Source organism: Mesorhizobium sp. M0340, assembly GCF_040321535.1.
Classification (GTDB): domain Bacteria; phylum Pseudomonadota; class Alphaproteobacteria; order Rhizobiales; family Rhizobiaceae; genus Mesorhizobium.
This window is the reverse complement of the sequence record NZ_JAMYRR010000020.1, coordinates 73,558-88,544: the sequence shown is the minus strand read 5'-3', so window position 1 is coordinate 88,544 and position 14,987 is coordinate 73,558. Positions and strand designations below refer to the sequence as shown.

The following is a 14,987-nucleotide window of genomic DNA, read 5'->3' as shown; positions in this document are numbered from 1 at the left end:
GCACTACGATCCCAGCCTGTTGATCATGTCCTGCGTGACCAGGCAGATGCCTTTTTCCGAAACGCGGAAACGCTTGGCGTCGAGGACGGGATCCTCGCCGACCACCAGCCCCTCCGGAATCCTGACGCCGTGATCGATGACTACGCGCTTCAGCCTGGCGCTGCGGCCGACATGGACGTCGGGCAGCATGACGACCTCCTCCAGTGTCGAATAGGAATTGATGCGCGCGCCGGTGAAGATCAGGCTTCGCTTCAGCGAAGCGCCCGAAACGATGCAATCGCCCGACACGAGAGACGACACGGCCGACCCGCGGCGGCCATCCTCGTCATGCACGAACTTTGCCGGCGGCTTCAACTCGGCATAAGTCCAGATCGGCCAGTCGCGGTCGTAGAGGTCGAGTTCCGGCGTGATGTCGGTCAGGTCGATATTGGCCTCCCAATAGGCGTCGACCGTGCCGACGTCGCGCCAATAGGCCTCGTTCTCGGCGGTCGAGCGCACGCAGGATTTGGCGAAGCGATGGGCGATCGCCTTTCCGTGCTCGACGATGTAGGGGATGATGTCCTTGCCGAAGTCGCGGCTCGAGCCGGGCTCTGCCGCGTCGCGACGCAACTGCTCCATCAGGAACTTGGTCTTGAACACATAGATTCCCATCGAGGCCAGCGCAAAATCCGGTTTGTCGGGAATGCCCGGCGGATCGGCGGGCTTTTCGATGAAGGAGATGATGGTGTCCTTGGGATCGACATGCATGACGCCGAAGCCGGTAGCTTCCATGCGTGGCACTTCGAGGCAGCCGACGGTGACGTCGGCGCCGGCCTCGACATGTTGGCGCAGCATCATTTCGTAGTCCATCTTGTAGACATGGTCGCCGGCCAGGATGACCATGTATTCCGGCCCATAGGCCTCGATGATGTCGATGTTCTGGTAAACGGCGTCGGCGGTGCCCTCGTACCATTGCGTTTCCGACACACGCTGGCTGGCCGGCAGGATGTCGAAGCTCTCGTTGCGCTCGGGCCGCAGGAAGTTCCACCCGCGCTGCAGGTGGCGGATCAGCGAATGCGCCTTGTATTGGGTGGCGACGCCGAGGCGGCGGATACCGGAATTGAGCGCATTGGAGAGCGCGAAATCGATGATGCGGGTCTTGCCGCCAAAATAGACCGCCGGCTTGGCACGGCGGTCGGTCAGTTCCTTGAGCCGGCTGCCACGGCCGCCGGCCAGCACATAAGCCATGGCGTCGCGTGCCAGCGGCTGGGTTCGTTTTATTTCAGCCATTCTTATCCTCCCAGGTTAGATACTCCAGACATAGCTCAGTCCGGGACGAATTCGAGCATGATCGTCGACAATGGCGGCAAAAGCATCGTCGCCGAAATGCCTCCTCCCGCTTCCGCTCGAGCCTCGACCGCGCCGCTGTTGCCCTTGCCGGAACCGCCATAGTCTGTGGCGTCGGTGTTGATGACCTCGCGCCATTTTCCGGCCTGCGGCAACGGCACGCGATAATTGTCGCGCGGCACCGGCGTGAAGTTGGAAATGACGGCGACCGGGTTGCCGCCCGGCGCGCTGCGCAGCCAGGCAAAGACCGAGTTAGCGCTGTCGTCGACGATCAGCCAGGAAAAGCCCTCCGGCTCGCAGTCGCGGGCATGCAGCGCCGGGCGCGAGCGGTAGAGATAGTTGAGGTCGCGCACTGTCTGCCAGACGCCACGGTGGAGCCGGAAATCGAGCAGGTTCCAGTCGAGCGCGCGCGCCTCGCTCCACTCGCGGCGCTGCGCGAACTCCTGGCCCATGAACAACAGCTTCTTGCCGGGATAACCCCACATGAAGGCGTAATAGGCGCGCAGCGTCGCGAATTTCTGCCAGTCGTCGCCGGCCATCTTGTTGAGCAGCGTGCCTTTGCCGTGCACCACCTCGTCATGGGACAGCGGTAGCACGAAATTCTCGCTGAAGGCGTAGACCAGGCCGAAGGTGATGTCGTTGTGGTGATGCTTGCGGAAGATCGGCTCCTTGGAGAAATACTCCAGAGTGTCGTGCATGAAGCCCATGTTCCACTTGAAGCCGAAGCCCAGCCCGCCTTCATGCACCGGCTGCGAGACTTTCGGCCACGAGGTCGATTCCTCGGCGATGGTCATCACGCCCGGATGGTGGCCGTAGACTTCCTTGTTCATGCGCTGCAGGAAGCTGACCGCCTCGAGGTTTTCGCGTCCGCCCTTCTCGTTGGGGATCCATTCGCCGGCCTTGCGCGAATAATCGAGATAAAGCATCGAGGCGACCGCATCGACGCGCAGTCCGTCGACGTGATATTTCTCGGCCCAGAACAGCGCATTGTTGACCAGGAACGAAATCACTTCGCGGCGCCCAAAATTATAGATCGCTGTGTTCCAGTCGGGATGGAAGCCCTTGCGCGGATCGGCATGTTCGTAGAGCGCGGTACCGTCGAACTTTGCCAGACCGTGTTCGTCAACAGGGAAATGCGCCGGCACCCAGTCGAGGATGACGCCGATGCCTGCACGGTGGGCGCCGTCGACGAAGCGGGCAAAACCGTCCGGATCGCCAAAGCGGGCGCTCGGCGCATAAAGACCCGTCGTCTGGTAGCCCCAGGACGGGTCATAAGGGTGTTCGGAGATCGGCATGAATTCGATGTGGGTAAAACCGGTCTCGACCACGTACGGGATCAGCCTGTCGGCGAGCTCATCCCACGACAGAAAGCTGCCGTCGTCGTGAAGCCGCCATGACCCGGCATGGAGCTCGTAGATCGATACAGCTTCGCGCCTGTGGTCGGCATTGCGCCAGTAGTTCCGGTGCGCCTCGTCACCCCATTCATGCGCCGGCGGCAAAGCCGTCACCGAGGCGGTGGCCGGGCGCAGTTCGGACTTGAAGGCGAACGGATCGGCTTTGAGCGGCAATCTCACGCCATCTGGCCCGATGATTTCGTACTTATACGGGCGGCCAGCGCCGATGTCGGGAATGAATAGCTCCCAGATGCCGGTGTCGCGGCGGACGCGCATGGTATGCCTGCGGCCGTCCCACTCGTTGAAGTCGCCGACCACCGAGACACGCCTTGCATTGGGCGCCCACACCGCAAAATGTACGCCCGATGCACCTTCATGGTCGATGAGATGGGCGCCGAGCTTGTCGAACAGCCTGAGATGCGATCCTTCGGCGATATAGTAATCGTCTAGCGGACCGAGCACGGGGCCGAAGGAATATGGATCGGTCAGCCACCAGTCACCGCCGGAATTCCTTGCATGATAGCGCAGCGGCTGGCGTTTGCGCAGCGACAGTTTGCCTTCGAAGAAGCCGCGATCGTCGCGTCTCGACAGCTCGCCGGCCTTTTTGCCGGTCAGCGTGTAGGCGGTGACGAACTCGGCATGGGGGACGAAGCAGCGGGCGACAAAGCCCTTCCCCACCTCATGCACGCCGAGCACCGCGAACGGGTCGCCATGCGTGCCCGCGACAATCGCCGCGACATCGCTGGTTTGCGCCAGTCCGTCCGGCCCGCTTGTCGCAACGGTCGCGCGCGGCTTGCTCATCAGGCAGTGATCCTCCCCGGGTACCAAGTGTATGTTTCTAGTGGAGTTTTGAATTCGACATTCGCATGCCGCCTGACCCTCCAAAGGATGCGAGGGTCAAATCCACTCCACCAGGGCCACATTGTCCGTGGTCTCATGCAATCATATCAGGCGGGCACGTGCCATATGTCTTTCGCATATTGGCGGATCGTGCGGTCGGACGAGAACCAGCCGACGCGGGCCACATTGCGGATGGCTCTGGCGTACCAGTCCGGGCTGTTGCGCCAGACGGCATCGACGTCGCGCTGGGTTGCGGCGTAGGCATCGAAATCCGCGGCGACCATGAACCAGTCGCTCTGGTAAAGACCGTTGATCAGGTCCCGATAACGGTCCGGGTCGTCAGGTGAGAAGACGCCCGATGAAATCGCCGACAGGGCCTGCGCCAATTCGGGCGAGCCCTCGATCACGGCGCGCGGATCGTAACCATTGTTGCGCCGCTCGGCGACTTCCTCTGTGGTCAGGCCGAAGATGAAGATGTTGTCGTCGCCGACGCATTCCTTGATCTCCACATTGGCGCCGTCGAGCGTGCCAATGGTCAGCGCGCCGTTCAGCGCGAACTTCATGTTGCCGGTGCCGGAGGCTTCCATGCCGGCGGTCGATATCTGCTCCGAAAGATCGGCGGCCGGCATCATGATCTCGGCCAGGCTGACATTGTAGTTCGGCACGAACACCACTTTCAGCAAGCCGCGCACCGCGGGGTCGCGGTTGATGACACGGGCGACGTCGTTGGCAAGTTTGATGATCAGCTTGGCATTGTGATAGCTGGGCGCCGCCTTGCCGCCGAAGAATTTGACGCGGGGCATCCAGTCGCGCTCTGGATGTGAGCGGATCTGGTCGTAAAGCGCGACCGCTTCGAGAATGTTCAAGAGCTGGCGCTTGTATTCGTGGATGCGCTTGACCTGGATGTCGAACAGCGCCGAGGGGTCCACCTTGATGCCGAGCCGGTCGGCAACAAGATTGGCAAGCCTCGTCTTGTTCGCCCGTTTGACGGCGGCGAACTTGTCGCGGAAGGCGGCGTCCTCGGCGAAAGGATCGAGCCGCTTTATCTCGTCGATGTCGTCGAGGAAGCCGTCGCCAATCGCCTCTCGGGTGAGTGTCGTGAGGCCGGGATTGCACTGGATTAGCCAGCGCCGCGGCGTAATCCCGTTGGTCTTGTTGTTGATGCGGTCCGGGTAGAGCCTGTGGAGATCGGCAAACACCGTCTCCTTCATCAATTCCGTGTGCAGGGCCGAGACGCCGTTGATCGAGTGCGAGCCGACAAAGGCCAGATTGCCCATGCGCACGCGGCGATCGCCATTTTCCTGGATCAGCGAGATGCGGCTGATCTGCTCGTCCGAGAACTGGTCGGAGGCGCGCGCCTCGAGCAGCACTTCGGCGTTGATGGCGTAGACGATCTGCATGTGGCGCGGCAACAGCCGCTCGAACAGCGGCACGGGCCAGCTTTCGAGCGCTTCGGGAAGCAGCGTGTGGTTGGTGTAGCCGAAGGTGCGCTTGGTGATGCTCCAGGCCTGGTCGAAATCCATGCCGTGGACATCCATCAACAGGCGCATCAGCTCGGCTACGGCGATCGCCGGATGGGTGTCGTTGAGATGGATCGCCGCCTTGTCGGGCAGCGATTGCAAGTCGCCATACTGGCTGAGATGACGCTGGACGATGTCCTGCAGCGAGGCGGTGGAGAAGAAATACTCCTGCCTCAGTCGCAGCTCCTGGCCGGCCTTGTGGGAATCGGCCGGGTAAAGGACGCGCGACAATGCATCGGCCTTGTTGCTTTCGGCGAGCGCGCCGATGTGATCGCCGGCGTTGAACTTGTCGAGCAGGATCGGGTCGACCGGCATGCCGGACCACAGACGCAGCGTGTTGACGCGATTGGCCCGCCAGCCGACCACTGGCGTATCGTAAGCAACGGCCAGAACATGTTCGGTCGGCTTCCAGACGTGGCGCTCGAGCCTGCCGTCCTTCGAGGTGATCGATTCCACCGACCCGCCGAAGCCGACCTCGAAGGAGCGCTCGCGGCGTTCGAACTCCCAGGGATTGCCGTGATCGAGCCATGTCTCGGGCAGTTCCACCTGCCAGCCGTCATGAATCTCCTGCCGAAACATGCCGTTGGCATAGCGAATGCCGTAGCCATGCGCGGGGATATCGACGGTAGCCATGCTTTCCATGAAACAGGCGGCGAGCCGGCCAAGACCGCCATTGCCAAGGGCAGCGTCCGGTTCGAGCGCTGCAATGATGTCGAGGTCGACGCCAAGCGACGACAGCGCCTCGCGCATATTGTCCATCAGGCCGAGATTGGAGAAGGCATCGCGCATCAGGCGGCCGATGAGGAATTCCAGCGACAGGTAATAGACCCGCTTTTCCTGCTGGGCGTAGGCCTCTTGGGTTGCCTGCATCCAGTGATCGACGATGCGGTCGCGCACAACCTTGATTGAGGCGGTAAGCCAATCGTACTGGGTTGCAACGTTGGTGCCCTTGCCGACCCTGTATTTGAGGGCCTGCAAGACTTCGTCGGCGAGCGTCTTGGGATCCGGGTTTTCGAGCGTGGGCGGAGGAGCTTCGGTTGTCATCGCGCGCGTCATGCTGCCTCTCGTGACGTTGCCAGGATCATGCGGCTTTCACCATCTCTACCAATGCTAGTGTATCCCACCGGATGTTCAATCGATTCAGTCGACCGAAAGCCGGGTTGCCCTGCGGCAATTTGGCATTTGGAAACAGCGCGTTCGGGTTCCTCGGCGATGGGCCTCAAGCTCTTGCTCAAGCTGCCAGCGCCGCTTCCGGCGGCACCTTGGCGCCGGTCATGAAGGCGACGGCGTCGGACATCGTATGCTGCTTGGGATCGATGACACACAGGCGACGGCCAAGCCGGTGAATGTGAATGCGGTCGGCCACCTCGAAGACATGCGGCATGTTGTGTGAAATCAGCACGATCGGCAGGCCTCGCTTCTTCACGTCGAGGATCAGTTCGAGGACGCGGCGGCTCTCCTTGACGCCAAGTGCGGCCGTCGGCTCATCCATGATCACCACCCGGCTGCCAAAGGCGGCGGCGCGCGCCACCGCCACACCCTGACGCTGGCCGCCGGAAAGCGTTTCCACTGCCTGGCTGATGTTCTGGATGGTCATCAGGCCAAGCTCCGTGAGCTTGTCGCGGGCGCGCTTTTCCATCGCCGGGCGATCGAGCATGCGCAGCCATTCGCCGAGGAACCCCGGCTTGCGGATCTCCCGGCCGAGGAACATGTTGTCGGCGATGGACAGCGCCGGCGACAGAGCCAGGTTCTGATAGACGGTTTCGATGCCGGCCTCGCGGGCCTCCATCGGCGACTTGAACGCAACGGGCTTGCCTTCAAGCCGGATCTCACCTTCATCGGGCACGACCGCGCCGGAAATCGCCTTGATGAGCGACGATTTGCCGGCGCCATTGTCGCCGATGACGGCAAGGATTTCGCCCGGATAGAGATCGAAATCGGCATTGTCGAGTGCGGTGACGCGACCGTAGCGCTTGACCAGGCTGCGCGCTGTGAGGATGGGTTCCTGGGTCATGGCTATGCCGAAACCTTTCTGATCCATTGATCGATCGCCACGGCGCCGATGATCAGCACGCCGGTGAGCAGCACCTTCCACTGCGGATCGGCGCCCAGCATGTTGAGGCCCATCGAGACGACACCGACGATCATGGCGCCGAACAGCGTGCCGAGGATCGAGCCGCGCCCGCCGAACAGCGAAATACCGCCGATCACCGTCGCGGTGATGGCCTGAAGATTGTAGTCGGTCACGGCGGCGGAAGGCGAGATCGAGCCATTGCGGCCGATGGAGACCCAGGCTGCGAAGGCGGCGATCAGCCCGGCAAGGGCATATACCGTCACCAGCACCTTCTTCGTCTGGATGCCCGACAGTTTCGCGGCCTCCTGATCGTCGCCAACCGCGTAGACATGGCGGCCCCACGCGGTGTGGTTGAGCACGTACCAGAGGACCAACACGAGAACGACCATGGCAATGACGCCAAGCGTCAGCACGGCCGTGCCGACCTTGAAGCTCAAGGCAAACAGGTGCAGCAGAGGCGCCTGAACGTCGACGTCGGTGTCGCGGATGGTCTCATTGGCCGAGTAGATGAAGTTGGTGGCCATGACGATGTTCCAGGTGCCCAGCGTCACGATGAATGGCGGTAGCTTCATGTAGGCGACCAGCACCCCGTTGAGCAGGCCGCATGCGCCACCAGCGACAAGCCCGATTGCCACCGCGAGCACGGCCGGCATACCGTAGCTGACCGCGCAATTGCCCATGATCACAGCCGAAATCACCATGATCACGCCAATCGACAGGTCGATGCCGGCGGTCAGGATCACCAGCGTCTGCGCGGCGCCCAGAATGCCGACAATGGCGATCTGCTGAAGGATCAGCGTCAGCGTATAGGATGAAAAAAAACGCCCGCCGATGGTGATGCCAAAGATAATTATCGCGAGAACCAGCACGATCAGCGGCACCGCTGCCGGCGTGGAATGCAGGAAATGCTGGGCGCGCTTGACGGCCGATTTATGCTCGTCGAACGCGGCGACGCTTGTGTCGCTGCTCGATAGAACTTTTTCGAATTCTTGTGCTTGAGACATGTTTCCTCCCCTGGGCTTCAGCCAAGAGCCAACGCCGTCCACGCCTTCCGGTCTGCCGCCGGGACTATTTGCGTTTAGACCGGCACATCGTCCACCCTGAGCGGCCGGGGATCAAGCCCCGGCCGATCGCGATCTGTTGCCGGTCAGGCCAGGCTCAGCCCCAGCACTTGGCGAGGCCTTCCTTGGTGTCGATGGACTTCACACCGTTGGCGGGCTTGTCGGTGACAAGGTTAACGCCGGTGTCGAAGAAGTTCTTGCCTTCGGTCGGCTTCGGCTTCGTCCCGTCCTTGGCGAAAGTGGCGATCGCCTCGATGCCGAGCGCCGCCATTTGCAGCGGATATTGCTGCGAGGTAGCGCCGATCACGCCTTCGGTGACCGACTTCACCCCGGGGCAACCACCGTCGACCGAGACGATCAGCACCTGGCTTTCGAGACCGACGGCCTTGAGCGCCTGGTAGGCGCCGACAGCTGCCGGCTCGTTGATGGTGTGGATGACGTTGATGGTGTTGTCCTTCTGCAGAAGGTTCTCCATCGCCTTGCGGCCGCCCTCTTCATTGCCGTTCGTCACGTCATGGCCAACGATGCGCGGGTCGTCCTCGTCGCCAATCTTGTTGGGGTCCTTCACGTCGATGCCGAAGCCCATCATGAAGCCCTGGTCGCGCAGCACGTCCACCGTCGGCTGCGACGGCGTCAGGTCGAGGAAGCCGATCTTGGCATCCTTGGCCTTATCGCCGAGTGTCGCGGCGGCCCATGCGCCGATCAGCTTGCCGGCTTCCAGATTGTCCGTCGCGAAGGTCGCGTCAGCCGCATCGATCGGATCAAGCGGCGTGTCGAGCGCGATCACCAACAGCCCGGCGTCCCGCGCTTTCTTCACCGTCGGCACGATGCCCTTGGTATCGGACGCGGTGATGAGGATACCCTTGGCGCCGTCGGCGATGCAGCTCTCGATTGCAGCAACCTGGCTCTCGCTGTCGCCGTCGATCTTGCCGGCGTAAGTCTTGAGATCGACGCCAAGCTCCTTGGCCTTGGCCGTCGCACCTTCCTTCATCTTGACGAAGAAGGGATTGGTGTCGGTCTTGGTGATCAAGCAGGCGCCGACCCCGGCGGCCGATGCCGTCGACGCAAAGGCCATCAAGCTCAGTCCGGCCGCGGCGAACACGGTGGATTTCAACAGTTTTGACGTAGTCACGATTTTCCTCCCATGGAACCATTTAGGATGCCGGCCAACCGACATCTGCAGCGCGTCCGACGAAATCTCCCAGCATCGGCGCCGATCCCAAGAGACACCAGTCCGCCAGCACTGTCAATAATTAAATCACTCTTATTTATTATTGACAACGCAGGATTGTTCACCCACTCTAGACCAAAAGCATTGAGGGGAAACGACGGAGGAACAGGGTGGAGACCGGCGTTACGAGGCACGGTTCGCCCAATGCGGCCGAAAGCCGTCTGCACCGCGGCACCAATCAAAGCGGCATGCGGGACCACAATGAGCGGCTGGTGCTGTCGCTGGTGCGCCAGCATGGCAGCCTGGCCAAATCCGACATTGCACGCATGACCGGCCTTTCGGCGCAGACAGTCTCAGTGATCATGCGCGAGTTGGAGGAGGACGACCTGCTCGTCCGCCAGGCGCCGTTGCGCGGCAAGATCGGCCAGCCCTCGATACCCATGGCGCTCAATCCCGACGGTGCCTATTTCATCGGCCTGAAGATCGGCCGCCGCAGCGCCGAATTGGTGCTGATCGATTTCCTCGGCAACGTACGCTCGATGCTGCAGCATTCCTACCGCTACCCTGCCCCGCGCGAGACGGTGGAATTCGTCACAGGCGGCATGAACAAGATGCGCGGCGAGCTCACCCCGGCGCAGGATAAGCGCATTGCCGGGCTTGGCATCGCCATGCCGTTCGAATTGTGGAACTGGGCCGATACCGCGGGCGCACCGCGCGAAATCATGGACGAATGGCGCCATCGCGACATCCGCGCCGACATCCAGGCGCAATGCGAATTTCCAGTCTATCTGCAGAACGACGCCACCTCGGCCTGCGGTGCCGAGCTCGTGTTCGGCCACGCGGCGGGCGCGGCACGCGATTTCGTCTATTTCTACATCGGCGCCTTTGCCGGCGGCGGCATCGTGCTGAACGGCCGGTTGTTTGGCGGCCCAACCGGCAATGCCGGCGCGCTGGGCTCGATGCCGGTGCCCGGGCCGGACGGCAAGCCGACGCAGTTGATCGACGTGGCGTCGATCGCCATGCTGGAAAAGGCGCTCAACGCGCGCGGCATCGAGGCCTCGCATCTGTGGACATCACCGGGCGACTGGGGCGAGATCGGCGCCGAGCTCGACGACTGGATCGCCAGCGCCTCGCAGGCGCTCGCCTATGCCATCGTTTCGGCGTCCTCCGTCATTGATTTCGAAGCCGCAGTGATCGACGGGTGGATGCCGCTTGCCGTGCGCAGTCGGCTTGTCGATGCCGTCATCCAGGCCATCGGCCGGATCGACGGCGAGGGCCTGAGGCTGCCGGCCATTCGCGAGGGAACCGTCGGCATCCATGCGCGGGCGCTTGGTGGCGCCAGCCTGCCGCTGTCGGAGCGCTTCCTCATCGGCTCGACCACGATTTCCCGGAGCTTCTGAGCATGCTGATCGGCATCCCGGCGCTGCTCGGCCCGGAGTTTCTGGCGATATTGCGCGCCATGGGCCATGGCGACGAGATCGCCTTGGTCGACGGCAACTACCCGGCCGAGCAGCAGGCACAGCGGCTGATCCGCGCCGACGGTCATCATCTCGTTCCGGTGCTCGATGCGGTATTGAGCGTATTGCCGGTCGACGACGCCGTGCCGCAGGCGCTGTTTCGCGCCTCGGCCAAAGGCGATCCCCTGCTCGCCGATCCGGTTCACCATGAGATGGAAGCGATCTGCGCCAGGCGTGCGCCGGGCCGCAAGGTGGTTGCGCTTGCCGGCGCCGACTTTTATGCACGGGTGAAGGCCGCACATGCGATCGTCGCGACGAGCGAGCCGCGGCTTTTCGCCAACATCATCATTCGCAAGGGCGTGATCTATCCGCCGGAAAGCAAGACTTCATGATCCTCTGCTGTGGCGAAGCCCTGATCGATATGCTGCCGCGGACCACGACGGAGGGCGAGTCGGCCTTTGCGCCCTATGTCGGCGGTGCCGTCTTCAACTCGGCAATTGCGCTTGGCCGGCTCGGCGCGCCCGCTGCCTTCTTCTCCGGCCTGTCGTCGGATCTGTTCGGGGGCCAGCTCAGGGAGGCACTGGGAGCCAGCAAGGTCAGTTCCACCTATGCACACACCTCGCCGCGCCCGACTACGCTCGCCTTCGTGCGGCTCAACAACGGCCAGGCGACCTACACGTTCTATGACGAAAACACCGCCGGGCGCATGCTGACCATCGAGGACCTGCCGGAACTCGGCAGCGAGATCGAGGCCATGCTGTTCGGCGCCATCAGCCTGATCTCGGAGCCGGCGGGGTCGGCCTATGAAGAGTTCATGCGACGCGAGCATGAGCGCCGAGTGATGATGCTCGACCCCAACATCCGGCCAAACTTCATTCCCGACAACGCCAAGCACCTCAGGCGCATCCGCGGCATGATGGCGATGGCCGACATCGTGAAACTGTCGGACGAGGATCTGAACTGGTTCGGCGAAGCCGGCTCGCATGAGGACGTCGTGCGCAACTGGCTGGAGCGCGGCCCGAAGCTGATCGTGGTCACCCACGGTAGCGAGGGCGCGGTCGGCTACAGCAGCCGGCACCAGGTCACGGTCGTGCCGGACAAGGTCGAGGTGGTCGATACGGTCGGCGCCGGCGACACATTCAATGCCGGCATCCTTGCCTCCTTGCACGAACAGGGCCTGTTGTCGAAGACGGCAATCGCCAGCCTGCCGGAAGAAGCCATCCATAAGGCGCTGACGCTCGGCGCGAAAGCCGCGGCTGTGACGGTCTCGCGGGCCGGCGCCAACCCGCCATGGCGGCATGAAATCGCCTGACCGGCTGGCAACACGCTCAAGGACTGCCTGCCGCGATCACTTTATGTTTCGTCGACCCGGCGGGACCGGCTGTGAAGGTCCATATCGAGCCGGCCGAAGCCCGGATTTCCCCGCGTTTAAGAGAGCAGGTCGGAAGTCAGCGGTAACAGGCTGCGACATTTGAGCAATTCAGGGTTTTGCCCTGCGGCTTTCTCGGCCGTGCCAAGTCTGCTACCAGCGGCCGGTTATCTGACTAAACCGTTTGAGGCCGACATGCAGTTTATCGATCTTGGCGCGCAGCGCGAACGCATCCGCGACAGGCTGAAAGCGGCAATCGACCGGGTCGTCGACGAAGGCCGCTTTATCCTCGGACCTCAGGTCACCGAATTCGAAAACAAGCTCTCCGCCTATATCGGCACCAAGCACGTGGTCGCTTGCGCCAACGGCACCGACGCGCTGCTGTTGCCGCTGTTTGCCGCCGGTATCGGCCCGGGCGACGCGGTGTTCGTGCCGAGCTTCACTTTTGCCGCCACGGCCGAAGTGGTGGCGCTGACCAAGGCCGAACCGGTGTTCGTCGATGTCGATGCCGACAGCTACAATATCGACACCGCCAGCCTCGAGGCGGCAATCGCCATGATCAAGGCGGAAGGCCGGCTGAGGCCGAAGGCAATCATTCCCGTCGACCTGTTCGGCCTCGCCGCCGATTACGAGGCGATCATGGCCATCGCCGATCGCGAAGGCCTGATGGTCATCGAGGATGCGGCGCAGGCGACCGGCGGCTCGGCCGACGGCAAAATGTGCGGCTCGTTCGGCACCGTCGGCTCGACCAGCTTCTATCCGGCAAAGCCGCTCGGCTGCTATGGCGACGGCGGTGCGATGTTCACCAATGACGATGCGCTGGCCGAACAGCTGCGCTCGTTCGCCTTTCACGGCAAGGGCGAAACGCAATACGACAATGTCCGCGTCGGCATCAATTCACGGCTCGACACGCTTCAGGCGGCGATCCTGATAGAGAAGCTGGCCATCCTCGAGGACGAGATGGTGGCGCGGCAAGCGGTCGCCAATCGCTACGCCGAAGGTCTCGGCGATATCGTCAAGGCGGCGCGCAATCTGGGCGGCGGCCGCTCGGCCTGGGCGCAATACGCCATCGAAACGCCGAAACGCGACGGGCTCAAGGTACATCTCGGTGAAAAGGGCATTCCGTCGGTCATCTACTATGTGAAACCGCTGCACAGCCAGATTGCCTATCGCGACTATCCGCGCACGCCGACCGGCCTTGCCGTTTCGGAAGAGTTGCCGAAGCGCATCCTGTGCCTGCCGATGCATCCCTATCTGAGCGAGGCTGACCAGGACCGGATCATCGAAACGATCCGTAACTATATCGGCTCGAATTCGGCGCATGTAGCGGCGGCATGAATTCGAAAGCTTCGAAGCGTGGTCGCGGATTACATCGACGAGTTCATCATGTTCTGCGCCGGGTTGTGGATGGCTGGCGTCGGCTTCGGATTTTTCCCGGACCCCTCTCAAGCTCGCCCCGGCCAACGGCAGGCATGGTGGACCAACTTTGGAACCCATTTTAAATGGATGGGGCCGCTGTTGATCCTCATCGCGATAGTGCTCGCATTCGCGGCGCCTTCCTAGATGCGCTCGCGCCGGCAACAGGGTCGCCATTGACGGCATCGCTGATCAACAACGGACCGTTCACCTCAAACTGGGGCGTCGGTACCGATTTCGGGATGCTTTGCTCTGCGTCGAAGCATAGTCTGCACCTGTCTTCCCTCTAGGCTGGCTATTTCATGAAGAAGATTGGTTTCCTCTCGTTCGGGCACTGGACGCCCTCGCCGCAATCGCAGACCCGGACGGCATCTGATGCGCTTTTGCAGTCCGTCGAGCTGGCTGTCGCGGCCGAGGAGCTGGGTGCGGACGGCGCGTATTACCGCGTGCATCACTTCGCGCGCCAACTCGCCTCGCCCTTCCCGCTGCTGGCAGCGGTTGGGGCGAAGACCAGACGAATCGAGATCGGCACGGCGGTGATCGACATGCGTTACGAGAACCCGCTCTATATGGCGGAGGACGCCGGCGCCGCCGACCTAATCGCCGGAGGGCGTCTGCAGCTGGGCATCAGCCGCGGCTCGCCGGAGCAGGTAATCGAGGGATGGCGCTACTTCGGCTACGCCCCGCAAGAGGGCGAGAGCGATGCCGACATGGCCCGCAGACACACCGGAGTGCTGCTCGAAGTGTTGCTGGGCAAAGGCTTTGCGCAGCCCAACCCGCGGCCGATGTTTCCCAACCCGCCTGGCCTGCTCCGCGTCGAGCCGCACTCGGAGGGCCTGCGCAAGCGCATCTGGTGGGGCGCCGCCACAAACGCCACCGCCGAATGGGCGGCGAAACTGGGGATGAACCTGCAGAGCTCCACGCTCAAATTCGATGAGGGCGGAAAGCCGTTTCACATCCAGCAGGCCGAACAGATCCGGGCTTTTCGTGAGGCCTGGAAGGCGGCCGGACACACGCGCGAGCCGCGGGTGTCGGTCAGCCGGAGCATTTTTGCGCTTGTCGACGATCGCGACCGGGCCTATTTCGGCGGCAACCAAAGCGGAGATCATTTCGGTTACATCGAGGCAGACAGACGCGCCGTGTTCGGCCGCTCCTATGCCGCCGAACCGGACGTCCTGATCAAGCAGCTAAAGGGCGACGAAGCCATCGCCGAGGCTGATACGCTGCTGCTTACCGTCCCCAATCAGCTCGGCGTCGACTACAATGCCCACGTCATCGAGGCGATCCTGACCCATGTCGCTCCGGGCTTGGGCTGGCGCTGACGAGTTTGAGCAATCGACCGCAGGAGGCAGGAACCTC

Annotated in this window: 12 protein-coding genes; 6 read left to right on the top strand and 6 right to left on the bottom strand. The window is 62.6% G+C overall.

Going from position 1 to position 14,987, the window contains the following annotated elements:
• Positions 1-3 precede the first annotated feature (3 nt).
• From glgC to NKI79_RS24900, 6 genes are all read right to left on the bottom strand, one after another.
• Positions 4-1,269 (bottom strand): glucose-1-phosphate adenylyltransferase, encoded by a 1,266-nt coding sequence (gene glgC / locus NKI79_RS24925; protein WP_352805298.1) that lies wholly within the window; start codon positions 1,267-1,269, stop codon positions 4-6.
• Positions 1,270-1,304: 35 nt separating this feature from the next.
• Complete coding sequence (gene glgB / locus NKI79_RS24920; protein WP_352805295.1) at positions 1,305-3,521, bottom strand: 1,4-alpha-glucan branching protein GlgB; 2,217 nt, start codon at positions 3,519-3,521, stop codon at positions 1,305-1,307.
• A gap of 146 nt (positions 3,522-3,667) precedes the next feature.
• Positions 3,668-6,136 carry a glycogen/starch/alpha-glucan phosphorylase gene (locus NKI79_RS24915; protein ID WP_352738804.1) on the bottom strand — a complete coding sequence of 823 codons (2,469 nt, stop codon included), beginning with the start codon at positions 6,134-6,136 and terminating at the stop codon, positions 3,668-3,670.
• A 175-nt stretch (positions 6,137-6,311) separates the two neighbouring features.
• The gene (locus NKI79_RS24910) at positions 6,312-7,094 is read right to left on the bottom strand and encodes an ATP-binding cassette domain-containing protein (RefSeq protein ID WP_254819893.1); all 783 of its coding nucleotides are present in this window, start codon (positions 7,092-7,094) and stop codon (positions 6,312-6,314) included.
• Positions 7,095-7,096: 2 nt separating this feature from the next.
• On the bottom strand, positions 7,097-8,158 hold the full coding sequence (locus tag NKI79_RS24905; protein ID WP_352479482.1) for an ABC transporter permease: 1,062 nt from the start codon (positions 8,156-8,158) through the stop codon (positions 7,097-7,099).
• A gap of 154 nt (positions 8,159-8,312) precedes the next feature.
• A complete protein-coding gene (locus tag NKI79_RS24900) occupies positions 8,313-9,290 on the bottom strand; it encodes a sugar ABC transporter substrate-binding protein (RefSeq protein WP_502894341.1) in 978 nt (325 codons plus the stop codon).
• 266 nt (positions 9,291-9,556) lie between these two features.
• Here NKI79_RS24900 and NKI79_RS24895 point away from each other — a divergent pair, with 266 nt between their 5' ends.
• The 6 genes from NKI79_RS24895 to NKI79_RS24870 all read left to right on the top strand — a co-directional run bounded on the left by NKI79_RS24895 (position 9,557) and on the right by NKI79_RS24870 (position 14,950).
• Positions 9,557-10,786, top strand: coding sequence for an ROK family transcriptional regulator (locus NKI79_RS24895; RefSeq protein ID WP_352705726.1), 1,230 nt, complete (start codon positions 9,557-9,559; stop codon positions 10,784-10,786).
• Positions 10,787-10,788: 2 nt separating this feature from the next.
• Positions 10,789-11,235, top strand: a complete 447-nt coding sequence (locus NKI79_RS24890) for an RbsD/FucU family protein (RefSeq protein ID WP_352805292.1) — start codon at positions 10,789-10,791, stop codon at positions 11,233-11,235.
• On the top strand, positions 11,232-12,155 hold the full coding sequence (locus tag NKI79_RS24885; protein ID WP_352805289.1) for a carbohydrate kinase family protein: 924 nt from the start codon (positions 11,232-11,234) through the stop codon (positions 12,153-12,155). The genes NKI79_RS24890 and NKI79_RS24885 overlap by 4 nt, the downstream gene beginning before the upstream one ends.
• 252 nt (positions 12,156-12,407) lie before the next feature.
• Positions 12,408-13,550, top strand: a complete 1,143-nt coding sequence (locus NKI79_RS24880; RefSeq protein WP_352805287.1) for a DegT/DnrJ/EryC1/StrS family aminotransferase — start codon at positions 12,408-12,410, stop codon at positions 13,548-13,550.
• A gap of 18 nt (positions 13,551-13,568) precedes the next feature.
• Entirely contained in the window at positions 13,569-13,775 is a 207-nt protein-coding gene (locus NKI79_RS24875; protein ID WP_352805285.1) for a hypothetical protein, read from the top strand.
• Between the two features lie 155 nt (positions 13,776-13,930).
• Complete coding sequence (locus NKI79_RS24870; RefSeq protein ID WP_352805283.1) at positions 13,931-14,950, top strand: LLM class flavin-dependent oxidoreductase; 1,020 nt, start codon at positions 13,931-13,933, stop codon at positions 14,948-14,950.
• The last annotated feature ends 37 nt before the right edge of the window (positions 14,951-14,987 follow it).

Coding starts and splice junctions, on each gene's coding strand:
- glgC (WP_352805298.1), bottom strand. CDS start 1,269: ATGGCTGAAATAAAACGAACCCAGCCGCTGGCACGCGACGCCATGGCT.
- glgB (WP_352805295.1), bottom strand. CDS start 3,521: ATGAGCAAGCCGCGCGCGACCGTTGCGACAAGCGGGCCGGACGGACTG.
- NKI79_RS24915 (WP_352738804.1), bottom strand. CDS start 6,136: ATGACGCGCGCGATGACAACCGAAGCTCCTCCGCCCACGCTCGAAAAC.
- NKI79_RS24910 (WP_254819893.1), bottom strand. CDS start 7,094: ATGACCCAGGAACCCATCCTCACAGCGCGCAGCCTGGTCAAGCGCTAC.
- NKI79_RS24905 (WP_352479482.1), bottom strand. CDS start 8,158: ATGTCTCAAGCACAAGAATTCGAAAAAGTTCTATCGAGCAGCGACACA.
- NKI79_RS24900 (WP_502894341.1), bottom strand. CDS start 9,290: ATGGCCTTTGCGTCGACGGCATCGGCCGCCGGGGTCGGCGCCTGCTTG.
- NKI79_RS24890 (WP_352805292.1), top strand. CDS start 10,789: ATGCTGATCGGCATCCCGGCGCTGCTCGGCCCGGAGTTTCTGGCGATA.
- NKI79_RS24885 (WP_352805289.1), top strand. CDS start 11,232: ATGATCCTCTGCTGTGGCGAAGCCCTGATCGATATGCTGCCGCGGACC.
- NKI79_RS24880 (WP_352805287.1), top strand. CDS start 12,408: ATGCAGTTTATCGATCTTGGCGCGCAGCGCGAACGCATCCGCGACAGG.
- NKI79_RS24870 (WP_352805283.1), top strand. CDS start 13,931: ATGAAGAAGATTGGTTTCCTCTCGTTCGGGCACTGGACGCCCTCGCCG.